The organism is Prevotella sp. MA2016 (assembly GCF_000619825.1).
Taxonomy (GTDB): Bacteria; Bacteroidota; Bacteroidia; order Bacteroidales; family Bacteroidaceae; genus Prevotella.
This window is the reverse complement of record NZ_JHUW01000012.1, coordinates 27,703-52,609: the sequence shown is the minus strand read 5'-3', so window position 1 is coordinate 52,609 and position 24,907 is coordinate 27,703. Positions and strand designations below refer to the sequence as shown.

Annotated in this window: 13 protein-coding genes; 4 read left to right on the top strand and 9 right to left on the bottom strand. The window is 53.9% G+C overall.

Features of this window, described 5'->3' with window-relative positions; translation table 11 throughout:
* The first annotated feature begins 131 nt into the window (after positions 1-131).
* A complete protein-coding gene (locus T360_RS0109770) occupies positions 132-932 on the top strand; it encodes a hypothetical protein (RefSeq protein WP_155949479.1) in 801 nt (266 codons plus the stop codon).
* Here T360_RS0109770 and T360_RS0109765 read toward each other — a convergent pair.
* Positions 925-2,529 carry an L-lactate permease gene (locus T360_RS0109765; RefSeq protein WP_028912619.1) on the bottom strand — a complete coding sequence of 535 codons (1,605 nt, stop codon included), beginning with the start codon at positions 2,527-2,529 and terminating at the stop codon, positions 925-927. The genes T360_RS0109770 and T360_RS0109765 overlap by 8 nt on opposite strands.
* Positions 2,530-2,699: 170 nt before the next feature.
* On the opposite strand from T360_RS0109765, the gene T360_RS0109760 reads away from it, so the two are divergent.
* Both T360_RS0109760 and T360_RS16745 read left to right on the top strand, forming a co-directional pair.
* Entirely contained in the window at positions 2,700-5,726 is a 3,027-nt protein-coding gene (locus T360_RS0109760; RefSeq protein WP_028912618.1) for an FAD-binding and (Fe-S)-binding domain-containing protein, read from the top strand.
* A gap of 15 nt (positions 5,727-5,741) precedes the next feature.
* On the top strand, positions 5,742-8,186 hold the full coding sequence (locus tag T360_RS16745; protein WP_369793507.1) for a carboxylesterase family protein: 2,445 nt from the start codon (positions 5,742-5,744) through the stop codon (positions 8,184-8,186).
* Positions 8,187-8,197: 11 nt separating this feature from the next.
* Here the strand turns inward: T360_RS16745 and T360_RS0109745 are convergent, their stop codons facing one another.
* Together T360_RS0109745 and T360_RS0109740 are read right to left on the bottom strand one after the other, a co-directional pair.
* Positions 8,198-9,856, bottom strand: a complete 1,659-nt coding sequence (locus T360_RS0109745) for a glycoside hydrolase 43 family protein (protein ID WP_028912617.1) — start codon at positions 9,854-9,856, stop codon at positions 8,198-8,200.
* 25 nt (positions 9,857-9,881) lie between these two features.
* Positions 9,882-11,060 (bottom strand): alpha/beta hydrolase family protein, encoded by a 1,179-nt coding sequence (locus T360_RS0109740; protein ID WP_028912616.1) that lies wholly within the window; start codon positions 11,058-11,060, stop codon positions 9,882-9,884.
* A 114-nt stretch (positions 11,061-11,174) separates the two neighbouring features.
* On the opposite strand from T360_RS0109740, the gene T360_RS0109735 reads away from it, so the two are divergent.
* Entirely contained in the window at positions 11,175-12,119 is a 945-nt protein-coding gene (locus tag T360_RS0109735; RefSeq protein WP_028912615.1) for a bile acid:sodium symporter family protein, read from the top strand.
* Here the strand turns inward: T360_RS0109735 and T360_RS16030 are convergent.
* From T360_RS16030 to T360_RS0109700, 6 genes are all read right to left on the bottom strand, one after another.
* Positions 12,116-13,939 carry an exo-alpha-sialidase gene (locus tag T360_RS16030; RefSeq protein ID WP_155949477.1) on the bottom strand — a complete coding sequence of 608 codons (1,824 nt, stop codon included), beginning with the start codon at positions 13,937-13,939 and terminating at the stop codon, positions 12,116-12,118. The genes T360_RS0109735 and T360_RS16030 overlap by 4 nt on opposite strands.
* 79 nt (positions 13,940-14,018) lie before the next feature.
* On the bottom strand, positions 14,019-15,596 hold the full coding sequence (locus T360_RS0109720) for a glycoside hydrolase family 28 protein (protein ID WP_081772771.1): 1,578 nt from the start codon (positions 15,594-15,596) through the stop codon (positions 14,019-14,021).
* A gap of 9 nt (positions 15,597-15,605) precedes the next feature.
* Positions 15,606-17,168 (bottom strand): DUF4957 domain-containing protein, encoded by a 1,563-nt coding sequence (locus T360_RS0109715; RefSeq protein ID WP_051523504.1) that lies wholly within the window; start codon positions 17,166-17,168, stop codon positions 15,606-15,608.
* A 58-nt stretch (positions 17,169-17,226) separates the two neighbouring features.
* Positions 17,227-19,038, bottom strand: a complete 1,812-nt coding sequence (locus tag T360_RS0109710) for a RagB/SusD family nutrient uptake outer membrane protein (protein WP_028912612.1) — start codon at positions 19,036-19,038, stop codon at positions 17,227-17,229.
* Between the two features lie 19 nt (positions 19,039-19,057).
* The gene (locus tag T360_RS0109705) at positions 19,058-22,282 is read right to left on the bottom strand and encodes a TonB-dependent receptor (protein ID WP_028912611.1); all 3,225 of its coding nucleotides are present in this window, start codon (positions 22,280-22,282) and stop codon (positions 19,058-19,060) included.
* Positions 22,283-22,476: 194 nt separating this feature from the next.
* A complete protein-coding gene (locus T360_RS0109700; protein ID WP_036929406.1) occupies positions 22,477-24,891 on the bottom strand; it encodes a glycosyl hydrolase in 2,415 nt (804 codons plus the stop codon).
* Between the last annotated feature and the right edge of the window lie 16 nt (positions 24,892-24,907).

Below are 24,907 nucleotides of genomic sequence, written 5' to 3'. Positions count from 1 at the left end.
CTGCTTTTCCGTGTGCAAAGTTACACTTTTTCAGGGTCTAAAAAGCAGAACTAACGTTAACGAACTATAACGGGGCTTAACTTTTGACCTTCATCTACGTCAAACAATCAAAATCATTATCAACTATAAGTATGAAACGAATTCTAGTTCTTTCAGCCATGGCGTGCCTGATGTCGTCGGTAAGCATGGCACAGACAAGAGAGTTAAAGGTGGGTGATGTCACCATGACCATCAACCCCGAGAAGGGCGCCAAGATTATGTCGCTCAAGTATCAGGATCAGGAAGTTATCTCGCAGCTGCGCTGGCCCGAGTCCTTTGGTAGCACCTTCTGGACCAGTCCGCAGAAGGAGTGGAACTGGCCTCCTGTATTCGAGCTCGATAAGGGTGTGTATGAGGTGGTGGAGAAGGATGGTCATCTGGTGATGACCAGTCCGGTGTCTGAAAAACTGAAGTACCGCGTGCGCAAGGATTTTAGTACCGATGCGAAGGATGGTGCCATCGTTGTCACCTACAGCATCATCAACGAGAGCGGTGAAACACGCCAGGTGGCACCATGGGAGATAACCCGTGTGCCCAATGCCGGTGTGATCAAGTTTGATGCACCCGTTGAGAGCATCTGGCCTGCCGGCTTGATGAACTTCGAGCAGAAGAATGGCGTGGCATGCTACGCTGCCGATGAGGCTCAGGAGAATCGCAAGGTCAATGCCGATGGTAAGGGTTGGCTGAGCTATGAGAACAACGGTCTGGTGCTCACCAAGAAGTTTGCCGACCTGAAGGCCGATGAGCCTGCTCCAGGCGAAGCCGAGATACAGGTCTATGTGAACCGTGGTAAGACCTATATAGAACTCGAGAGCCAAGGCGCTTATACCACCCTGGCTCCCGGTGCCGAACTTAACTGGACCGTACGCTGGTATCTGCAGCCTGCTAAATAACGTGCAAGCCTAAGAACACCATCAGGCCGTTCATCAGTATCCAGAAGATAGCAAACGGCATGGTCTTTCGCATAATATCGCCATCCTGCCCCTCCATGTCACATGCTGCGGTAGCGATGGCGATACTTTGTGGTGACAGTAGCTTACCGCCCTCTGAACCGGCGCAGTTGGCAGCCGCCAGCCAGTTGGTCTCATTGCCGCTCACGCCGAAGAAACTGCCGTGGTTCACCAGTCCTAGGTCGCTGGCAGCAGTGGCCTGCAACTTACCAAACAGGATGTTGGCATTGGTGGCGCTACCCGTTACGAAGGTGCCGATAGAGCCGATTAGTGGTGCGAAGAACGGGAAGGAGACACCTGTCAGCATCACCAGACCCTTGGCGATATCGTTCGTCATCCCCGTATTATTCATCAGCATAGCCATCGCCACCAGGCAGCAGATGGTCACCACCGTCTTCTGCAGGTTTAGCGTGGTCTTGGCCAGTAGCCTGAGCAGCGCACGCAGACTCATACCCTGTATCAGTCCACCTATCATCGCGCCCAAGAAAATCATCAGTCCAGCATTCGAAAGCCAACCAAACTTAAAGGTGTTGCCAATCACGGGCAACTCAACCTGCGTCACCAGTGTGCTACCCAGCAGTTCGTTGATAGGTGGCACAATCTTACTGCTGATGAGGATAAAGAAGATAATCAATCCATACACGCTCCATGCCTTCAGTGTCTTGCCCAGTCCGAAATTCTTTTTTTCTACGATCACCTCGTCGCTAGGTTGCTCGTCGCGTATAAACAGTTTGTTGTAGAGCAGCATGGCAATGATGGCAGCCACAGAACCCAAGATGGCCGGTGTTTCTGGGCCGATGAAATGCGCGCAGCAGAACTGTACGATGATGGAGAACGTGCCCACAAACAGCGCAATGCAGATATTCTTCACTATCTTGGTCTTGTCGGTGAGCATCAGGATGAGGAATGGTGTGATGTAGAACATCAGCGACAGCTGCAGGATGATGAAGGTAGCCACCTCGCACAGCTCCTCGGGTGTGGCTGTTCCGCTGGCAGCCACCTGGTTGGCCAGTGTGGTGGCAGGCAGTCCTACGGCGCCGAATCCCACAGCCACCGTGTTGGCTATCAAGCATATCACGGCAGAGAACATAGGCTTGAATCCCAGTCCGATGAGTATGGCCGCCGGTATAGCCACCGCCGTGCCGAATCCAGCCATACCTTCCAGCACGCCGCCTAAGCCCCATGTCAGCAGCAGCACCAGCAAACCCTTGTCCGAGGTCATCTGGATGAATTGTGTCTTGATGGTCTCTATCTCCTTCGTCTCACAAAGGATGTTGTAGCTGAAGATGGCACATATTATAATAAGTATAATAGGGAAGCAGGCCTTCAACAGTCCTTCTATCACCGACCATATCGTGATGCCAAGGATGCTGCTCTGGGCATATTTCTCAGGCACGATGCCTAAGACCGGTACAGCCACTAGCGCTAGGACGATTGTAACGATCAGAGTGACGACGGCACTCTTGTAGCCTGAAACCTTGAAACCCATCATCAGGATGATAAGTAGTAGGATGGGGATAGCTGATACTAATGCAGACATAGGATTTTAGTTATTAATGAATATTATATAAGTTTTGCGGACAAATATACGAAAAGTTTCGTAAACTTTTATTGCTATTTTAGTGAAAAAAAGCAAAAAACGCGATTCGATATAGAATTTATTTGTATATTTGTTCCCAAAAATATGTTGTAACTAAAACCGTAAGCGGTATGCTGAAAGAATTTTTATCCGAACTGAGGCTTTTTTTGCCTGACGACCGAATCTATACTGACGCGTTGCGTACCTTAGGTTGGGGTACTGATGCCAGTTTTTATCGCCAGATACCCAAGGTAGTGATTCGTAGCGATGGTGAAGATGAGATAGCCCGAATCGTGCAGTTGTGCGCCAAGTATGAGTTGCCCTTCACTTTTCGTGCTGCCGGCACATCGCTTTCCGGTCAGAGTTGCACTGACAGTGTGCTTATCGTTGCAGGTAAGCATTGGGAACGTTTTTCTCTAGTTGACAGTGTCCACTCTGACTTGTATATAAAACTGCAGCCGGGCATCGTGGGGGCTCGGGTTAATCAGATACTGAAGCCTTATGGACGTGTGTTCCCGCCCGATCCCGCTTCTATCGGTTCTGCCATGGTGGGTGGTATCGTGGCCAACAATGCCTCGGGCATGAACTGTGGCGTGCATGCCAATAGCGACCGCATGATGCTCTCGGCACGTATCATCCTTGCTGATGGTACCGTGCTCGACACTGGCGACGAGAATAGTCGCGAGGCCTTCCGCCAGTCGCATCCCGAATTTCTTGCCAAGATCAGGCAGCTGCATGATAAGGTGTGTGCCGATGAGGCCCTTACCCAGCGTATCACCAAGAAATACAGTATCAAGAATGTCACCGGTCTGAACCTGCGCCCGCTGGTGGCCTATGATGATCCGTTTGATATCATAGCCCATTCGATAGTGGGCAGCGAGGGCACACTGGCCTTCCTGTCAGAGGTGACCATGCGCACCCTCAAGGATTATCCTTTCAAGGCTTCGGCCATGGTTTACTTCCTCTCGATGAAGGAGAGTTGCGAGGCTGTAGTGGCTATGAAACGATTGGAGGCCGACAACGAGGATTTTGAGTATAGCGCCGAGAATCTGGTGGTGAAGAGTGCCGAGATGCTCGATTATAAGTCGCTCTCATCTGTCGATGACCCTGTGTTCCTGCAGTATAAGCAGGATGTGGATGCTGGCAAGATAGAGGGCGTGGCGCCAGGCGACTATCACAACCTTACCGCCATCCTTACCGAGACCAAGGGCATCACCCACGAGCAACTGTTGGAGAAGATATCCCGTATCCAGCACTGTCTGAGCAATTACCGGCTCTATATCCCCGCCGAGTTTACCGAAGATCCTGCCGTCTATGGTCAGTACTGGGCCATCCGCAGTGGCATCTTCCCTTCAGTGGGTGGCACCCGACCCGTGGGCACTAGCTGTCTTATTGAGGATGTGGCGTTCCCCATCGAGTCGCTACCTGAGGCCACCGTTAAGTTGCAACAGCTCATTGCCGATCATGGCTACAACGATGCCTGTATTTATGGTCATGCCTTCGAGGGCAACTACCATTTCATTCTGAACCAGAGCTTTGCCGATGAGCACGAGGTGGCTCGCTATGCCGAGATGATGCGCGACGTGGCCAAGCTGGTGGTAGAGGAGTACGACGGCTCGCTGAAGGCCGAACACGGCACGGGTCGCAATATGGCACCCTTTGTCAAGTATGAGTGGGGCGATGAGGCCTACGAGGTTATGAAGGAGCTCAAGGCTATCTTCGACCCGAAGAATCTGCTCAACCGTGGTGTTATCTTCAATGATGATCCCGATTGCTTCATCAAGTGCCTCAAACCATTGCCTGTGCTTGATTTCGATTTTACGAGCGTGCCCGATGGCGGACATTATCTCATAGACCCCACGCACTCTACTGCCAAGGAGACCATCCAGCAGGCTAAGCGTGCCAATAAGTGCATCGAGTGTGGCTTCTGCGAGGTCAACTGCATGTCGTGCGGACTCACCTTGTCCAGTCGCATGCGTATCGCTGTGCAGCGCGAGATATGTCATCTGGCTCAGACTGGTGAGGACCCGGAACGTTTGGGGACGCTGCAGAAGCAGTATGAATATTATGGCGACCAGACCTGCGCCACCGATGGCTTGTGCGCTACCTCTTGTCCGATGAAGATCAACACGGGCGAGTTGACGCATCTGATTCGTCAGTTGGATATGAACACGCGTCCTTTGGGCTATTGGCTCGGCGACTATGCTGCCAACCACATGGCTGGTCTCAAGCAGGGTTTGCGCGTGGTGCTCGATGTGGCCCATGCTGCCCATGTCAGCCTTGGTACTAAGTTGATGTCCACCGTGTGCCGCCGTCTGAATAAGATGGGCATGCCCCTCTGGACCCCCGCCATGCCCCAAAAGTATGCCCAACCCAAGCAGGGTAATCACACCTCTCAGTTCTTGGACAAACCAAGCGGCGAAGCCGAGCGCTCACCTCTCAGTTCTCAGTTAAAAGTAGTTTACTTCCCCAGCTGCATCAACCAGACGATGGGGCAGTCCCGTCGTGGCAGTAAGCAGCGCGCCTTGGTGGATGAGGTGCTGCAGCTGCTCAGCAAGGCTGGCTACGAGGTCGTCTTCCCCGAGGGTATGGAGAAGATGTGCTGCGGACAGATTTGGGAGTCGAAGGGCATGCTGGATATTGCCGACCGTAAGAGTGCCGAGCTCGAGAAAGCCCTGTGGAAAGCCAGCGAGGAGGGGCGCTATCCCGTGCTCTGTGACCAGAGTCCGTGTCTGCATCGCATGCGCCGCGTGATGTATAAGATGCACCTCTATGAGCCAGCCGAGTTTATCATGAAGTTCCTGGTGCCCCGACTGGATTTCCATCCTATCGAGCGCCCCATAGCACTCCACCTGACCTGCTCTACGCGCAACATGGGTGTGGATAAGGATATGATAGCCCTGGCCAAGCTATGCTCTACCCAAGTGTTCCTGCCTGAAGGCGTGGGCTGCTGCGGCTTTGCCGGCGACAAAGGGTTTAGTGTGCCTGAGCTTAATCAGTATGGCTTGCGCAAGCTGCGCCCACAGATAGAGGCTCATCATATTGAGGTGGGCTACTCCAACAGTCGCACCTGCGAAATCGGACTGGAGGCCAACACCGGTATACCTTATATAAATATAGTATATCTAGTCAATGAATGTACAACAACTAAAAAATAATAATTAAAACAAGTGATGAAAGTGTTACTTAGAAAACTCGTGCTGTGCACCATGATGGTGGCAGCAGCACTCTGTGCGCAAGCCCAGGCGCTCTACGTGGGCAGTTACAACATTCGTTATCAGAACCAAGGTGATGCTGATGCCGGCAATGGCTGGCAGCAGCGCCTGCCCGTCATCTGCGGTCAGATTCTCTTTGAGCATCCCGACATCTTTGGTACTCAGGAGGTGCTCGAGTCGCAGCGCCAGGACCTGTTGCGCCAGTTGCCCGATTACGATTGCATCGGACTGGGGCGCGATGATGGTCAGCATGGTGGCGAGCATGCCAACATCTTTTTCGATAAGAACAAGGTGAAGCTCCTGGATCATGGCGATTTCTGGTTGTCAGAAAATCCCGAGCGCCCCGGTCTAGGATGGGATGCCGCCTGCGTGCGCATCTGTACGTGGGGTAGTTTTGAACTGAAGAACAGCTGCTTGAAGTTCTTCTTCTTCAATCTGCACATGGACCACGTGGGCACCATCGCTCGTAGCGAGGGCGCCAAGCTGGTGGTGCAGCGCATCCGCGAGATTGCCAAGGGGCAGCCCGTGGTGCTCACAGGCGATTTCAATGTCGATCAGACCAACGAGATCTACAGCATCTTCACCGAATCGGGACTGTTGGTGGATAGCTATGAGAAGGCGCAGATGCGCTTTGCCGAGAACGGTACCTTCAACAGCTGGGATCCGGAACTCAAGACCGCAAGTCGTATCGACCATGTGTTTGTGTCGCCTAGCTTTGCCGTTGAGCGCTATGGCGTGCTCACCAATGCTTATTGGAGTGAGAAGCCTCAGACTGCCGAGCCCATCAAGGGCACCGATGCCCCTCAGGAGATCACATTCCAGAAATACCAGAAGCGCCTGCCATCCGACCACTATCCCGTGTTGGTGCGTCTGCAGGCCCCTTGCTGCAAGAAGACGCAGCCCCTGCTGGCCACCCATGTGGAGACAGGCGATGTAGAGGGTGTGCTCGATGAGGGTCTGGCTGTGTATAAGGCCATCCCTTATGCAGCCCCTCCTGTTGGCAATCTGCGCTGGCGTGCCCCTCAGCCCGCTAAGGCCTGGCAGGGTGTGCGCAAGTGCGACACGTTCGGCCCGATGCCCCCACAGCCCACACGTCCAGGGCGTACTGCCGATATGATGAGCGAAGACTGCTTGTATCTCGGTATTGCCACTCCGGCCAAGAGTAAGTGCGAGAAACTGCCTGTGATGGTATGGATTCATGGTGGTGGCTTCCAGACCGAATGGTATGGTGGCGACCTGTGGAAGCGTCTGGCTCAGCGTGGTGTGGTCATCGTCAGCATCGAGTATCGCACTGGTGCCTTGGGTTTCATGGCGCACCCCGAGCTCACCAAGGAGAGCAAGGAAGGTCATTCGGGCAACTACGGTCTGCTCGACCAGATCTATGCCCTGCAGTGGGTGCAGCGCAACATAGCCCAGTTTGGTGGCGACCCCTCAAAGGTTACCATTTTTGGCGAGAGTGCCGGTGCCATCAGCTGTAGCATGCTCTGTGCCTCACCATTGGCCAAGGGGCTGTTCCGCGCCTGCATTAGTCAGAGTGGCGGTTCGTTTGCCCCTTGGAGCGATCAGCCCCGTTCGCTGGGCCTCGATGCCTCGCAGAAGGGTGCCGAGAGTCAGGGTGTGGCTTTCATGAAGCATCTCAAGAAAAAGAATCTGAAGCAGCTGCGCCAGATGGATGCCATGGCTCTGTGTGATGGCAATGTGGGCTTCTCGGGCTTCTGGCCCTGTGTGGATGGCTATGTGATTTGTGATGATCAGTATCGCCTCTATGAGCGTGGCGAGTATAATGATGTGCCCGTCATCGTGATGACCAATAGCGACGAGGGTGCCCTCTTCACACCGGGCAATCTGAAGGCTGAGGATTATCAGAAGACGGTGAAAGGCATCTTTGGCTCTTGGGCCGATGAGGCTTTGAAGGTTTATCCCGGTAATACCGATGATGAGGCTTGGCATGGCTTTAGCGACTGTTTCCGCGATATGGGTTTTGCCTGGCCATCGTTTGCTTGGGCCAACCTGCAGAGTCAGACAGGTAAGAGTCCTGCCTATGCAGCCTATCTGGCCCAGCCATCCAAGATGAGCTTCTCGCAGGATCCCCGTCGCCGCGGCGTGGCCCATGCTGATGATATCATGTATCTCAATGGTCACTTCCTGGATCAGCCACAGCAGTATCCTGCCGAGAGTGCCACTGCCGAGATTATTCAGCAGTATTGGGTTAACTTTGCCAAGACCTGCAATCCTAATGGTAAGGGACTGCCTTACTGGCCTTCGTTCAAGGCCGATGAGCCCACTACGATGCAGTTCTCTAATGGTGCTTCGCTCATCATGCGCCCCAATAGTGAACAGATTGATTTCGTAGAACGCTATTATAAAGCAAAGCGTGAGGAAACAGAATCCTCACGCCGCTGATATGATGTTGTTTAGAGGCCGACCCTAATCCAGTCGGCCTCTATCCAGCCTCGGTCGGCTTTGGGGTCGGTCTCTACCGATACAAATCCGAACTTGGCACCAATCCATTTTCCTTCTTTCATCGTAAACGTGCTGCCGCATGGCTTGAATTTCTTGCCATCCAGGCTCCAGGCCAGCTGCAGTTTCGAGTCGTTCACCTGCATGCGCAGATAGATATCCTCGTGTATGCCGGGCTTATAGTCTGTTTGGTCTATAGCCGTGGGCTGCAGGGTGGCTATCAGCTGCTCTGTCTGTGCGCCACCTTTGTCGGCACCCTTGCACGTCATCTGCACCAATTCAAACTGTTTACCGGCGCGGCGCACCATCAGGGCTGTGTAGTCCAGTCCCATCATGATCAGTCCGCCCATCTGTCCCTCGGCTTTCGAGGTGAAGCGCAGTTTCGTGGTGACGGTAAACCGGTCGGCGGGTGTTTTCTGCAGGAGCATGTTGGGCACCTCCCAGAAGTTCTTCCATCCAGCCTGCAGCTTATAGGTGTAGATGCGGTAGGTGCCAAAGGCGGTGGCCATGCCGAACTTCTCGTCGTAGTTGCCGTGCCACTGCCATTGCAGTCCTGTGGTTGGTGTGTTGAACTCGTCGCTCTCCACGGGGTTCTGGATGGTGCTCACGGCAGCCTTCGGTTTGCGGTAGGTAGTCACCGGTTCACCTTTCTGTCCCATGATAGGCCATCCGCTAGTCCAGTCCACCGGGTTCAGATGCACCACGCGTCCGTAGGCCTCTTTGTCCTGGAAGTGCAGAAACCAGTCTTCGCCGTATTTGGTGTGTACCCACGCCCCCTGATGCGGTCCGTTGATATTGGTCTTGCCCTGTGCCAGCACGATTTTGTGCTCATAGGGTCCGTAGGGCGATTTGGCGCGCATGGCCAGTTGGAAACCAGTGGGCACGCCGCCCGCAGGGCACATAATCCAGTACCATCCGTTGCGTTTGTAGAATTTCGGTCCCTCGCAGGTGCGGTTCTCCGTGCCGTTGCCGTCGAACACAATCACCGGTTCGCCGATGGCTTTAGTGCCTTCGGCATTCAGTTCGCGCACCGTCAGCACCGATGCAAACTTGGCACGCGAGTTGGCCCATCCGTTCACCAGATAGCATCGTCCGTCGTCGTCCCAGAGTGGGGTAGTGTCGATATAGCCCTGTCCCTCAATCACGCACACGGGGTCTTCCCATTCGCCTGCCGGATTGCCGTTCTTGGTTTTCACCATCATCACACCGAAGTCTGGGTCGCCCCAGTAGATGTAGTACTGTCCGTTGTGATAGCGTATGCTGGGTGCCCACACGCCGTTGCCATGCTGTGGCTTGCTGCTGAAGTGGCGCAGCAGCGCCTCATGCCCCGTGTAGAGATTCTTCAGTGCATAGCCCACAATCTGCCAGTTCACCAGGTCCTTGGAGTGCAGGATGGGTAGTCCCGGCGTGCAGTGGAAGCTCGAAGCCGTCAGATAGTAGTCATCGCCACTTGGTCCCACGCACACGTCGGGGTCAGAATAGTCGGCATTGATCACCGGGTTAGTGTAGGTTCCATTGCCATTGTCGGGGCACCATACCTTCGACTGGTATTGTGCCTGTGCCGCCAGTGTCAGCGACAAGAGAGATAAGCTTAATAGTAGTTTTTTGTTCATGATGATATACTGATGTTTTGGTATTTTATTTTAAATGCTTATTAAAAAAGTCAAGCACGCGTTGCTGCGATCTCTTGCCGCAGCTGTGTGGCATGTCCCAGAGCTCGGTTTCCAGCTGATTGTCGGCACCCTGACTCTTCCAGACATCGTGCATCGTGCTGAAAGCCTTCTCTACGCCAGCCACAGGGAAGAGCTTGTCCTGCGTGCCGTTGATGAACAGCATGGCCTTGGGGCAGGCTATGCTGGCGATGTGGGGATAGTCCAGCCAGCGGCGCAGTCCGGGTATGCAGTTGGCAAAACCGCCGTTTTCGGTTCGGCTGTATCTGAATCCCATCTGCTCGTCGGTAGTCACCATCCAGCACACGGCAGCCCCCGCTTTGATGCGGTCGCTCAGTGCTGCCAGCATCCAGGTGCGATATGCACCCATCGACCATCCCGTGCAGCCAATGCGACTAGCATCCACCTCGGGCATCTGTGCCAGATATTCCGTAGCAGCTATGTCGTCGTAGGTCATATAGGCCGAGAGGTCGATGCCATACATCATCATGTTGCCCGCAATCATATCATAGAAGTTGCGCTTCATGCCCTCCTTCAGTCCCCGTTCGCCCCACATCGGTGCGTCGGCCGACAGCACCACATAGCCATGCTGAGCCAGGTAGTCGCCAAAGAATTGTCCATCGTAGCCCTTGGCCCAGTCAAGCGCATCCTTGATCACCGTCGAGTCCTCGCAGGCCAGCGGGTAGATACATTTCTCCTTACCTATATAGAAATGTCCGCCGTGGTCGTGCAGCACGTTGATGGCAGGGTGGGGACCCTCACCATCAGGAATCAGCACATAGGCCGGCACCTTGTAGTAGCGCGACAGTTGCAGCTCTATCTTGCGCGCCTTATAGCCCTGTCGCTGCTCCTCATAGAGCACGGTGGCCTTGTAGCCGTCAGCAGGAGCAGGCGGTGGTGTCAGCATGCAGTCCAGCACCTTTTGTCGGGCCGTCTTGCGCCATTTTTTGAAGTTCTTGATAGGGCTGTTGCCCCAAGCCAAGGGATAGTCCAGATCGGCTATCAGCGAGTCGGCATAAGCAGGCAGATTGCGCGTGAATTCGTATCTGTCCCGTTTAGGTTCAGTGTCCTTTTTCTTCTGCTGTGCATGGGCTGTCATCCCCGACGTCAGCAGTATCAGTATCAGCGTTGCTGTTTTCTTTATCATATTTTGTTTCAGTAGCTATTTGGCTGCAAATTTAAAACAAAACTTTCATTCAGCCAAGAAAATCAAAATAATTATTGTACCTTTGCCCCGGTAAAGCTTTAAAATGGAATAATTATGAAAAAACTCTGCAAGTGGATTTCCGATTATATGGGTGCGCTGGTGCTGGTGTTGGCAGTAGTGGCACTGTTGGTGCCCCAGGCGTTCAGTATGTTCAAGCCCACCCTCATCAATCCGGTGCTGGGCATCATCATGTTTGGCATGGGTATGTCACTCAAGTTTGATGATTTCAAGATAGTGTTCAGTAGGCCCAAGGATGTCATCATCGGTTGCCTGGCGCAGTTCACCATCATGCCGCTGCTGGCATGGGTGCTGTCGCGCTTGTTTGCTCTCGACCAGGCTTTGGCGGTGGGTGTGATACTGGTGGGCTGCTGCCCTGGCGGCACTGCCTCGAATGTCATCACCTATCTGGCCAAGGGCGACCTGGCGCTGTCTGTGGGTATGACTGCCACCTCTACCGTGCTGGCACCTGTGCTCACGCCGCTGCTGGTGTGGCTGCTGGCGGGTCAGAGTGTCGATGTGGATGTGGCTGGCATGCTGCTCAGCATTCTCTGGGTGGTCATCCTGCCCATCGTCACAGGTCTTATCGTCAAGTGGTTCTGGCCTAGGTTCACCGAGCGCGCCACCGACTATCTGCCTGCCGTGTCGTCGTTGGCCATCGCCTTCATCGTCAGTGTCATCATCTCGGTCAATGCGCAGAAGTTGCTCATGGGCGGTTTTGTGATTATCCTGGTGGTGGTTCTTCATAATCTCAGCGGTCTGTGTTTGGGTTGGTTTTTGGGGCGTGTGTTGCGCCTGTCGGATGCCAAGCGCAGGGCCATCAGCATCGAGGTGGGCATGCAGAACAGCGGACTGGCATCCAGTCTAGCCAACCTCCATTTCGCTGCCTATCCCATGGCCACCATTCCTGGTGCCGTGTTCAGCGTGTGGCACAACATCAGTGGCGCCATCGTGGCCCGATTATACAATAGATTATCTGCTAGGCGTGAGGCCCGTAGCTAAAACTGTACGATGGTGCAGGCTACATCTTCTTTATTCACGCTGTAGCCAATGTAGAGTTTGTTGCCCCAAACAAAAGCTTTCGGATAGCTGTAGCCCAGTGTCTTGTAGCGGCCCTCGTAGCGGCGGGGTGGCAGCTCGTCTTTGGTGCGCAGGGTGATGGTCTTATCAAACGTCTTTCCGTCTTTCGAAAGTTGCAACACCAGTGGCCAGCGTGCTTTGTTGCCAGAAGGGCAGCTCACCATAAAGGTCGTTCCGTCGGACAGATTGCCGGCACACTGCTTGGTGCGGCCGTCAATATAATCGGTCAGTACGGGTTTGGTGAACGATGCGCCGCGATCACTACTGTAGGAAGCCAACTTGCGGAACGAGCTGCTCTGGTCGCGAAACAGCATCACCAGTGTGCCGTCGGGGCGCACATACTGACTGGGCTCAATCTCTCGCGATGTCTTGCCTTTGTCTTCGGCCTCAAAACTTGCTTTGTGCCATCCGCTCACACCAGTGGGATTGTCAGTATATACCGGACATACGTGCAGACCTGGCATGAAGTGGGCTGCACCCACCAGTCGACCGTCATTCAGTCGGTAAGGGTCTTGCTCCAGCACCCCCTGCATAGGGCTCCCGTCAGCCATCCGCACGGGCTGCAGTTGGCTCCACGTGCATCCATCTGTCGAAGTCATATAATACGTCCGTCCGCCACGTGGCTCAAGTCCTTTCTGCCACAGGTCGATATAAGCCGTTAGCGTGTTGCCGTTTACCAGCCATCCGCCCGATGTGCAGTAGTCGGTAGCCGATGGCACGGCCAGCGCTACCGGTTTGCTCCACGCCTTCCCCTCGTCGCTGCTTGTGCTGTAGGCCACCCATGTGTCGTCTGTATCCTCATCCTTTGGCGAGCTCTGCCACATGCAGTACAGCTTCCCCTGAAAGGCCGTCATCACCACGCCGTTGGCATAGTGGTCGGTACCCTCTGTAGCACGGAAGATTGAGACCGTAGTTACTGTGGCTTTGGTGCGATATGGCTTGAGTTCCGGAATCTTTTCGCACAGCGCATCAGCCAGCAGGTTGGCCACGGTAGTTGCGCCGTAGATGTTATAGTGCGTGTTGTCCTGCTTTCCCTCGGGCTCGCTGGGCTCTGTGCCTGGCTTGAACCACATGTGCAGTTGCTTCGACCCCTCTCTGCCCAGGCCCTGTTCCAGGTCGTGTGTAATCCTGTTGGCATCAATGAAAAGGCAGTTCATTTTGCGAGCCACATCCTTGGGTGCCTCCTTATAGAGTCCGTGGGTGTCAATCAGCGTGTCGCCCTCTATCATCTTCACCCCATCCTTAAAGGTAGAGGTGCGCAGCAGCTCGTCGTCGGCTATCTCCGGTGCCTTCACGAAGAAGTTACGGCGCACCACGCAGTTCATCAGCACGGGGATGCCGCCGTGTTGGCGTGTCTCGCGGATATATTTCTCCAGATTAGCATCGAAGGTTGTGCCCGGGTCAGTATGGCGGTCGGGCTTTGCTTTCTCGTCGTTATGTCCGAACTGGATGATCACGTAGTCGCCAGGTTTAATCTTCTCCAGCACCTTGTCCCAGCGTCCTTCGTCGATGAAGCTTTTCGATGAGCGACCATTCACGGCGTGGTTATCCACCAGGATGTAGTTCGCATCGAAACATCCCTGCAGCATCATCGCCCAGCCGCGCTCTTTTTTCCCGTTCGTGGTATCCTTGTTAGCGGCAGTAGAGTCGCCAATCACAAAGATAGTAGTCCGTTTGTCGGGCATCGCCGCTGTTAGCAATAGCACGACTAATAATGCCAATAGTAGTTTGATTTGTTTCATATCTGTGTAATAGTTTATTCTGGCTGCAAAATTATAATAAAAGTTCAGGAGTCAACGCATCTTAGCTGATCCGTGGTTTCTACTTCACAATGATTTTCTTGCCGTTGTGGATGTAGATGCCTCGGGTGTGGGGCTTGGTGCTGTGAGAGTGGCCCTGCAGATTGTAGTAGCGAGTGGCTGCTGGCTGCGGGGTGCCCATGGCGGGAGTCAAGCTCGAGGTGCTGCCATTCCAGGTGTAAGCGGCCTCGTAAGCGTTCTCCATTACGGCGCTCAGGTCGGCATCGGTAGCACTGACGCTCTGGTTGGTGCGCGTCTTGGTGAAGCTGCAGCCGTTGATAAACTTGATGTCCTTGCAGAAGAACAGGCGCACACCATTGCGATGGGAGATCTGTACGTTGTCGAAGGTGACGTCGTGGACATAGCTCTCGGGGCGCCCGTAGATCATGATGCCGTTGTAGTTCTTATCATTGCTGTTCTTGGTGTCGTAGCCTGACACGCTGACGTTCTGGATGAGAATGTCGTGATAGCGTGGGGTGGTGGAGGTGACGCTCTCGGGCGCTGCAGCGGCAGCGGTTGGCGAGTCGGGTACCTTGTCGTACCAGGCGGTAATCTGTATCGGTGTGGCTACATTGTGCATGGTGCAGTTGCGGAAGATGATGGCATGAACATCGCCACTGCGGTCGGTATTCGATTTGAGACGGAAGCCAGCGGTGGTGCCGTCGAAACTCAAATCTTCGTAGATGATGTGGTGCATATCCACGGTATAGCTGCCCAGCGAAGCGCCATGACCGGCCTTGAACTGGCAGTGCCACACGTGGATGTACTGTGCGTAGCTGTCGGTGACGACGTTATCGTCGCCCGTGTCAATCAGGCAGTCGTAGATGTTGGCATAGGGTGCCCATACGGGGATGCCATCGGTGTTGTGTGATGGGTCGGAGGCGGTAGAGGCGGGGGCATAGATGCTCACGTCGTGTACGGTGTTATGACCGCCCTTGCCCGACTGACCGAGGGTAAGGTTGGTGCCTGGGGCATTCTGCAGGCGGAAGTGGCGGAACAGATGGCGCTCGCCCTGATAGAAACGGATGAGTGAGCCGCGCTGCAAGCCCGACTCCTTGGCCTCTACGGCATCCCACCAGGGGCCACCCTGACCCTCGATGATGCTGGTTTCGGCACTCTCGCCCTCGATAACAATGTCGGTGGCGCCCTTTTTATCGGTGATATAGGGCGTCTTGGTGGTGTGATCGGGCTGGTTGGCATATGCCAGCAGCTTGAGTGTGGCACCGGCACAGAGGTGGAGCACGGTGTGCGAACCGATGGTGATGCGACCGAAGAGCCACTCGCCGGCTGGCACGATGACCATGCCGCCGCCTGCCTGGTGGGCTGCATCGAGTGCGGCCTGGATGGCTGCGGTGTTGTCGGTCGAGGTGGTGGCAGCACCATAGTCGGTGATGTTGAACGTGTTGGCGGCTGTTATCGCGGGCAGGTTCTTAGGCAGTTCTACGGCAGCCCAGCCTTCAGGCGTGTTCTGCGCTTCGGCTTCGGCCTGCATACTGAAGTTGATATCGGCATGAGCCGTGGCGCATGCCATTGAGAAAGAACAAAGAAAGAGCCGTGCTATGACACACGACTCTCTCTTAAAGATATTATTCATCATCATTTTGAAATATTAGTACCAACGGGGTGCGCCGGCCTTCTTATCCTTCACATTGTCATTGCCAATGGTGAAGTCGCCCTTAGCAGCATCCTTGAACTTAGGATCGGCCACAGTACCGCTCTTGTCAACGAAGAGAGCATTGCTGTTAGCACCAGCGGTTACGTAACCCTCAGCCTCGAAATAGAAGTTGTTTTCGAAGGTAGGCTCGGCGGTGTTCTTCTGGTTAGAGAAGTTACCGGCAGAAGCGGTTACGATGTTGTTGGTGAACTTGATGCTGTTGCCCTTGAAGCGAACGTAGAGGATACGCTTGCCTGCATCGTTACATACACCTACGATGGTGTTGTGATCGATGGTGATGACAGGTGCTACACCGGCAAAGTTGCTTGACTTATCGTCGTAGCGCACCATATCACGAGCCTTGCAAGAGTTCCAGATGGTGTTGTTGGTGATGTTGAGAGCCAGGATAGCACCAGCACGGCAGTCGAACATATCACCACCGTCGCACTCTACATTGCTGATGAGACAGTTGTTGATGGTGAGTGTCTGGATCTTGGCAGCCTTGTTCACGTAGTAGAATCCCTTGGTGTAGTTGGTGATCTCACTGTTAGATACGATGAGATGATCAATCTCGTTGGCAGCGGTGAAGTCGAAGGCCTGTCCGCCATCGGTACCCTTACCGTCGAGCGTTACCTGGTCGATAGTGAGATCGGCCTCTACCTTGATACGGCCCTGGATAACAGGGTGATCGTTCTGGCGCAGACCCTTGATGGTGAGCGCCTTGTTGACGGTGATAGAACCGCCGAAGGCAGCCTCGTCGGTAGCGATGCCATAGGTGCCAGGCTCAACAATCAGGCGATAGCCCTCGGGAGCGCCCTTGATGGCAGCAGCGATATCCGAACCAGCCTTAACCAGGATGTCGGTCTCCTCGAGATATACACCAGTGGTGAAGCTGATCTTACCACGGGTCTTACCGTTGGCACGAGCCATCACAGCGGTGTAATCAGTCTCAGGTGTCAGTCCGCTAATGGTAGCAGCACCCTTCTTGATATCATCGGCAGTAATGTTATAAACAATGTTGCCAGGAGTGAGGGTGATGGTGGCAGCCTCTTCGCCGGCAGTCCAGCGCAGGGTTACCTCCTTAGCCTTGATATCCTCTTCCTTCACGTTCTTGAACAGCTGCTCAGCGTCGGTCTTGGCAAACACACCAGTCCACTTTGAGTCGCGGGCTGCATCGCCGTCGGTGGCCTGCACGCGGAATGAGTACATGGTCTCGCCGTCAAGGCCTGTAATGAGTACAGGCACTTGATCGGGATTTACTGAGAAGCTCTGGACGGGCGAACCAGCAAAAGTGAGACTGTCGTTGGCAAATACCTCTACATTGTAGTTGGTAACGCCTTCGCCCAGATTCCAGCTGAGCTCGATGTTGGTGCGGTTGCGCACCTTAGCCTCTACGCTGGTTGGCGAGAAGTTACGATTATAGACAATGCTCGTAATCTCGTCGGCCGCGTCGCTACATGAAGCCAATGCCACTGCAGCCAGGCCTAATACGATATTCTTGATTTTTATTTGTTTCATAAAAAACTTCAATTTTTCAATTCTTGAACTTTTCAATTCTCAATTTTCAATTGACTCATTAGTCCGACAGCTGACCGTAGTTGCCATCATTGTTCAGCATGTTGTTGCTGGCGTCGATGAAGCACTGCCAGATAGGCCACAAGCAGTTGAGACTTGGAGTGGCTACATAGAGGCCGTCGATCATGTCGTCGGTCAGAGATGGCTTGTCGGCTGTGCCGAACCAGTTCTTGTTCTCCCAGTTGCCCTCGAATGCGTTGATGACAGCTGCATCGTTCTCGCCCTTGTTCAGACCGTAAACCTCAATAGCGTCGGCATCCTCAACAGTCTTCAGATATACCTTATCAGGCAGACCCTCGTACTGTCCAGAGCGAGTCTGGAGTGCCTGGAGTTTAGCCTTGGCCTCGGCCATCTTCTGGTCGATGATACCCCAGCGAACCAGGTCGGCCTTGCGCAGAGCCTCGCCAGCGAACTCAAGTGCACGCTGATCGTAGATACCCTCGCGGAAAGCCTGCTGACTAGCGGTGTACTTGGTCTGCAGAGCAGCTACCTTGGCAGCTGGCAGGGCGCGATCCAGTACGGGCTTCATGTAGGTCCAAGCGGCAGCTGTGTTGCCCAGCTCGTTCTCAGCCTCGGCAGCCATCAGATACACATCAGCCAGACGCATGTACTGGAAGTTGACACCATCATCATTGGTACTGGTGACGATACGCTTCATCCACTCGTAGCGCAGTTTGCCGAAGCACATCTTGTTGAGTCCGCTCAGTGTGACGTGAGCATTGCCGTTAACCAGTTCCTTGCTCCACTCGTAAGGTACAACAGTGATGTCGCGACGGATATCCTCGCTGTCAAAGTCGTAGTAGAGTGTAGGCAGGGCGCGGTTGGCACCACCCTGAGCCTGCTGTGTGTACTGGTCCTTAGCATTGTGCTTCAAACCCCATGTGTAGAGCACGCGGCCACGACCAGCTGAGAAAGGAATCTCCCAGAGGCTCTCGCCACCAGCTGTTACATTGTCCTGGCACAGCTTAACGAAGTTGTCCTTGAATGAGCCGAGCTTGCTGCTACCATGAGCAATCACCTCTTCGCACTCCTCCTTGGCTATCTGGTACATCTTCTCAGGAGCCAGGTCGGCATCCTTTGAGCGGCGATAGCCATCGCCACGCAGACCGTAACCACCAGCATAGAGAGCCAGACGGGCGCGCAGGGCCTTTACAAAGTCCTTGTTTACACGCTCGGTAGTCTTGGTGATGGCGTTCTCATTAGCCCAGTAGCAATAGCCCTCGGCCTCCTTCAAATCCTCGAGCAACTGCTTGTAGATGACGTCGCGGTTGGTGCGAGGCAGATACATATTCTCTGAGTTGTTGGGCTCGAAACGTGCAGGCACGTCGCCCCAAGCCTTCAGCAGGTCGTTGTAGATCACGGCACGCAGTGTGAGTGCCTCGCCCAGCAGGTGGCGCATGTTGGCGTTAGCCTCGATGTTACCATACTGGCGGATACCCTTGATAGCCAGGTTGGCACGCTCGATACCCTCGTAGAACTTAGCATAAGCATTGTTGGTAGTGTTCATCTGTCCGTTACCAGGCATAGTGCTGTAGTTCCACAGGCTCTGCTTGTCGGTGACGCGGTCGGCATACGACATGCCGTTACCCATCTCAACATCGCTGTTCACGCCGTAGTAGGGCAGGAAACGTCCGCGGTATGAGTTGGTCTCACCGAATGATACGTGGATAGACATAACCTCAGATTCTGCCAGCGAGTAGGTGGCGAATACTGATGACTCGTCGAGGGTAGAGATGCTAGGAGCATCCATATCGCACGAGGCGAGACCTACCAGCGACATTGACAGTATAGCTAATTTTATTTGATTCTTCATTTTCTTGTCCTCCTTCATTTTAGAAATTCAAATTCAAACCAACAACGAACTGGCGGCTACGTGGGTAACCAGAGTGGTCGACGCTTGGTGTGAGGGCAGTGCGGCGATAGCAGTCGCTCTCAGGATCGAAACCATTGTAACCAGTGATTGTGAATACGTTGTAAGCTGTTGCATAGAAGCGCAGGCTCTGGATGCCAGCACGCTTGGTGAGGGCAGCGGGGATAGTGTAACCCAGTGTCAGGGTGTTCAGGCGCAGGAACGAAGCGTTCTCCAGGGCCCAGTCGGTGAGCACGAACTTCTGCATGTATGGGCTCCACATAGTGGTGTTAGCATTGAGCTCAGCCAGACGTGTAGGATCATTGCTCAGCAGACCTGTCTCAGGATCGAGGTTGGTCCAGCGCTTGCCGGCCTCCATCTGAGTGCTCATACTGCGGTACTGATACTTAGAGGTTGAGGTGAACTCAATCTTGTTGGCATTGTAAACCTTGTTGCCGATGCTGTAGTTGAAGGCAGCGCTCAGGTCGAATCCATAAGCGTGACCGCTCAGGGTGAATCCACCAAATGCGGTTGGGTTCACGTCGCCCAGCACCTCTACATCCTTCTCGTAAGTTACGAAGCCGTCGCCATCAAGGTCCTTCAGCTTCAGGCTACCTGGGCGCAGGGTTCCTACTACGGCTGTAGCATCAGCCACGCCTTCCTTCAGGATCCAGCCCTTCTTTTCGTCGTAGCCGGCAAAGTCGGTTACCTCGTAGCGGCCTGCACCGTCCATGCGATAACCCATCACCTGGCCCAGAGGGTTGCCTACAGAGATCCAGTAGTCGTTACCAATCTCAGTAGATGCCCAGTTGGTGTTCCAACCAAAGTCGTCCATCACGCCAAGGCTCTTAACCTTGTTCTTGTTGAAGCCGATGTTACCGCTCAGGTCGATACCCCAGTTCTTCTGGTTTACGATGTGGTATGTGAAGCTGAACTCCAGACCCTTGTTCTCGGTCTTACCCATGTTGCGATACTGGTTGTCGTAACCTGTACCACCTACAGGGAACTGGATGAGCAGGTCCTTAGTGGTGTTCAGATAGGCCTCGATGGTACCGTTCAGCTTACCACCAAACATGGTGAAGTCGATACCAACGTTGCGGGTGATAGTGGTCTCCCACTTCAGGTCGGGGTTAGCCATGGTCTTAGAGGGTGCCCAGTAAGAAGAGATACCGTTAACCCAAGCTGTAGAGCTGGCGCTATAGGTCTGTACGAGCTGACCTACAGGGATATTGTTGTTACCAGCGGTACCATAGCTTACGCGCAGCTTCAAGTCGTCGAGCCAGTCGTGAGTAGCAGCCATGAATGGCTCAGAAGAGATACGCCATGCCAGAGCGGCTGATGGGAAGTAACCCCAGCGGTTGCCCTTGGCAAACTTAGAAGAAGCATCGGCGCGGAATGTAGCGCTGAGCAGATAGCGATCCTTGAAGTTATAGTTCAGACGGCCGAAGAATGACAACAGCTTGTCGTCGGCGCTGTAAACATCATCGATAGAGAATGGAGTGCCCTGTGAAGAGAGCTTCCAAGCTGTGGCAGCATCAAAGTCAACGGGGAATCCATGTACCTCGTCGGCATTGGCGCGCTGCTTGGTGATCACGTACTCATGACCCACCATCACGTTCAGACTGTGGTCATCGCTCTTCAGCAGCTTCTTGAAGTCGTAGTTGATGGTGTTGGTATTGCGGAAGCGGTGACGGTTAGTAGATGTCAGGCGGATAGCTGGCATGTTCTGATTGTCAACCGCAGGTACGTTCTTAATATAATAGGTGGTCAGACCCCAGTAGCGCTGGTCGTAGTTGTTATAATCGTCATAACCAAACTCAGTGCGCAGTTTCAGGTCCTTGTAAACCTCCCAGCCGAAAGCACCAGCCAGGTTCAGGTTCTTGCGCTCCTTCTTCTGGTCGTTGTCGTTCTGAGCTGTGATAGGATTATACAGGTTGCCCAGATCATCATCAGTACCGGCTGATGGATCGAGGTTCTTGATGGGGAATGGGCTGTAGATGATAGCGTAGCGCAGACGACGGTCAGAGTCGTAGACACCAGTAGCATCCTGAGCACCACCACCACGGATATCGGTATCTGAATAACGAGCCTGGAAATCGAGGGTTGTGCGCTTGGTTGGCTTGGTGTTCAACTTCAGACTGAAGTTATCGCGCTTGAAGCTTGAACCAATCTGGATGGCCTTATCGTTCATGTGTGCATAGCTGAATGCATACTTGATAGTCTCAGTACCACCATTGATATTGATATTGTGATTGAAGGTGTGACCTGTACGCCCGTAAACGATGTCCTGCCAGTCGTTTGTGGCAATGTTGTCGTACATGTCAAGATCCTGATAGTTGCCGAAGAAATCGGTGTAAGAAGAAATCTTCTCAGGATCGTTATTGTTCTTAAGCAATGCCAGCTCGTACTGCCATGTAGCATAGTCACGTGCTGAGAGCACGCTCTGCTTCTTGGCAATCTTCTTCCAGCTGTAGTAGGCGTTGTAGCTCACCTTGGTCTTGCCTTCCTTACCACTCTTGGTGGTTACCAGGATAACACCATTGGCACCACGGCTACCGTAGATGGCGGTAGAAGAGGCGTCCTTCAACACGGTGATGTCCTCGATATCGTTGGCAGGGATGTCGCTGATGCTCTCAACGGGGAAGCCATCTACGATGTAAAGAGGGTCGTTGCTCTGGGTGATAGAACCACCTCCGCGCACGCGAATCTTTACCTCGGCATCGGGCGAACCTTCAGTGGTGGTTACCTGCACACCTACCATCTTACCCGTCAGGGCCTCAGAGGCATTGGCTACAGGAACGGCCTGCAGTGTCTCGCTGTTTACAGTAGCAACAGATCCGGTCAAGTCCTTCTTCTTAACCGAACCATAACCGATAACAACCACGTCGTTCAGTGTGGTGTTGTCGTCTTCCATCACTACCTTCACGGGGGCACCGGTGATAGTAACGGTCTTTGTCTTCATACCGATGTAGGTGATGACAACCTGCTTGCCAGCTTGCAGCGTGAGGCTGAAGTTACCGTCGTAATCGGTAATGGTAGCGTTTTTCGGACTACCTTTTTCAACTACTGTTGCGCCGATAACGGGCTCGTTAGTTGAGTCAAAAACCTGGCCTTTCGCAATTGTCTGAGCCAGCACCTCGGGGGGAGCTAGTACAAAGAATGCAGCTAAGAGGCATAGTTTGCACAATCTTCTCAATGCTTGATTCATACTCTGATGTTTAAGTTATTAATTATAATAGTGAGTTATTCTACTTCCAGAGATTAGTCCTTAAATTGGTGCAAATTTAAGTAAAAAAATCCAAAATAGAGTAATTTCTCAGTGAAAAGATACGCAAAAATATACGTAAACGTTTTCGGTGTGAAAACGTTTACGCACACATTGTTTATTTTTATACGTTAGCCTTAACGCACCAGTTTTACGGCAGAATTCAGTCCGCTGGCCACTGGTGTCCAGCTGGCGTAAGTGGTATTCTTATAGTTGATATCCACAACGTTTATCTCATTGAATTTCCGCCAGTTAGCCCCTTTTCGGTCAAGTGCTGCTATGCGGTTGGCAGGCAGGTTGGTCACCTCGATGCGGATGTCGTTTCGACCCTTGCGGAGGGTGCTGCCGCAGTCGAGTACGAAGGGCACTGCCCAGGCGCAACCAATCAGTTGTCCGTTGATGTACACACGAGCCGACTCGCGCACGTCGCCCAGGTCTATCTGCCAGTGCTGGCGTGCCTGCTGGGCATTCAGTTTGAGTGTGGTGGTGTAAACACCTGTGCCCATGGTGACTGCGGCGCTGTCGCTGAGCGATTCCCATGTCTGCGGCTGGTTGAGCTTGAACGTGCCTGCCACGCGGGGAGCCTCGTCGGTGAATGAGAGTACCCATGGGCCTTGGAGTTCAATCTCCTCGCCCACAGGTTTCTCCGGTACAACATATATAGATGATTGATTACTTGTCTGCAGGATGCGGCTCTCGCCCGATTTCAGGGCGATATGCAGCTGGTGGTTGCTCACCGAGGCTGGTCGGATGTCACCATTCATGGGGTTGAACCAGGTGGCACTCTCGAAGGGTACGGCCAGGGCTACGTCGGCCTCTACATCGCGTGGTGAGAGGTTGGCAATGAAATAGTGCCAGCCATCGGCAGTCTTGCGGCGGATAGCACGCAGACCGCACGCTGTCTTTATGGCTTCGGGCTGACAGAAACGTGCCATGTCGGCAGCCTGTTCGCCACGTATCACGTAGCCGCCCAGACGGTCTATCTGTGCCTGCAACGAGGCGTCGATAGTGGTGCCGCTGGGGATGATGAGGGCTTTGTAGCGTGTGCCGCCCTCGGTTTGCAGCATACCGTCGGCGATGCGCACCTTAGTCAGTTGGCGATCGCTGATATAGTCGCAATCATAGCCCAAACTGTCGATGGTGAGGATGCTGCGTATGAACTGTGGCGCCTTCTTAGCCATGGAGTGGATGTCGAACTGCATGAGCAGTGTGTTGTTCTTATCGCGCTGGTGCCACATGTCGCGTACGGGCAGATACACCAGGAAGTCGTTGTCGGGCTCGCCCAGTTGCAACCAGCTTTGGCAGCGCTCGATATACTTCATCAGGTAGGGGGCATCGCGCCAGATGCTGTTGTTGGGAGTCATATCCACCGAGGCATAGAATCTCCATCCGGGCCACACATCATCCTTCGGTGTGTAGCACGAACCATGGAAATAAACGTGGTTGACGCCACAGGTGAACATCAGGTCGAGGTCGGGCTTCATCTGCGACAGCGAGGTGCGGAAGTGCTCGGTGAGCCAGGTGAAGGTCTCGCTAGATGTGAAAGGCTTGCCCATGACATGGGCTGCCGACGAGGCATATTTCAGCATCGACACGTCGCTATCGTTCTTGCGGGTCATGCCAGGATCGGTGCGCAGACCTTTGATACCAAAGTCAGACAGTCCGAAGCCCTCAATCTCTGGGATATCCACGGCAGCATAGAGGTCGAGCAGGTTGGCAGGTGAGCCATGCGCCTGATTGCGTACTTTCACACCGTGCTGATGCGCCCACGCCACCCACTGCTGGGTGAAGTTCTCGAGCAGCATGTCGCTGAGCGTCTCGCGATAGTCGGCCAGCACCTGGTTGCCATCATCCACCACGCCTAACAGCTCGGGCAGTTTCTGGCGCAGGTCGTAGCCACGACGCTTCTGAAACTCGTCGAAGAGGGTAGGTGTCCAGTCGGCCTTATACACCTCATAACTGTCGTTGAAGAAGGTGTGAGGGTAGGGCACGCCTGATGTGGCGAAAGCCTGATCGAAGCGCTGTAGATAGTGAGCCACGGCCTGACGGTCGAAATGGTCTATCACCCATCCCTCGCCACCAGGAGCAGCACGCTTCACTTTCTGTTTGGTGCGACCTATCTCCACCGTGTACTGGTGCTTGCCATTCACGATGGTGTCTTTGATGATAGCACGGCAGGCAGCCTCGTCGAGCGAGATATGCGGACCGCCGAAGGGCCAACCTGTGCCACAGTTCATATCCACCTCGATACCCAGTGGACGGGCAATATCCTCTACATTCTGCAGCGCCTCCATCCATTTCGGAGAGAGGAAGCTGATGTTGTTGGCATCGTTGCCTTTCACACCGTAGAGTGGCGTTATCTCAACAGCGCCGATGCCAGCGCGGGCATATTCGCTGAGGTTCCATGCCAGGTTGTCCTTATCAACAGCCGAACCCAGCCACCACCAACGGGTGCCAGGCTTTGCCTCTGGCTTGGCCGTAGGCCAGCCTGCGCCCAAGGATTGGGCGCTGACGGCAATTAATAATGGACAATTGATAATGGACAATGTCATTATCAATCCCCTGATG

What these genes read in the sequence shown, in the direction of transcription:
- T360_RS0109735 (WP_028912615.1), top strand. Translation starts at nt 11,175, where the DNA reads ATGAAAAAACTCTGCAAGTGGATTTCCGATTATATGGGTGCGCTGGTG.
- T360_RS0109710 (WP_028912612.1), bottom strand. Translation starts at nt 19,038, where the DNA reads ATGAAGAATCAAATAAAATTAGCTATACTGTCAATGTCGCTGGTAGGT.
- T360_RS0109715 (WP_051523504.1), bottom strand. Translation starts at nt 17,168, where the DNA reads ATGAAACAAATAAAAATCAAGAATATCGTATTAGGCCTGGCTGCAGTG.
- T360_RS0109720 (WP_081772771.1), bottom strand. Translation starts at nt 15,596, where the DNA reads ATGATGATGAATAATATCTTTAAGAGAGAGTCGTGTGTCATAGCACGG.
- T360_RS16030 (WP_155949477.1), bottom strand. Translation starts at nt 13,939, where the DNA reads ATGAAACAAATCAAACTACTATTGGCATTATTAGTCGTGCTATTGCTA.
- T360_RS0109740 (WP_028912616.1), bottom strand. Translation starts at nt 11,060, where the DNA reads ATGATAAAGAAAACAGCAACGCTGATACTGATACTGCTGACGTCGGGG.
- T360_RS16745 (WP_369793507.1), top strand. Translation starts at nt 5,742, where the DNA reads ATGAAAGTGTTACTTAGAAAACTCGTGCTGTGCACCATGATGGTGGCA.
- T360_RS0109700 (WP_036929406.1), bottom strand. Translation starts at nt 24,891, where the DNA reads ATGACATTGTCCATTATCAATTGTCCATTATTAATTGCCGTCAGCGCC.
- T360_RS0109745 (WP_028912617.1), bottom strand. Translation starts at nt 9,856, where the DNA reads ATGAACAAAAAACTACTATTAAGCTTATCTCTCTTGTCGCTGACACTG.
- T360_RS0109765 (WP_028912619.1), bottom strand. Translation starts at nt 2,529, where the DNA reads ATGTCTGCATTAGTATCAGCTATCCCCATCCTACTACTTATCATCCTG.
- T360_RS0109705 (WP_028912611.1), bottom strand. Translation starts at nt 22,282, where the DNA reads ATGAATCAAGCATTGAGAAGATTGTGCAAACTATGCCTCTTAGCTGCA.
- T360_RS0109760 (WP_028912618.1), top strand. Translation starts at nt 2,700, where the DNA reads ATGCTGAAAGAATTTTTATCCGAACTGAGGCTTTTTTTGCCTGACGAC.
- T360_RS0109770 (WP_155949479.1), top strand. Translation starts at nt 132, where the DNA reads ATGAAACGAATTCTAGTTCTTTCAGCCATGGCGTGCCTGATGTCGTCG.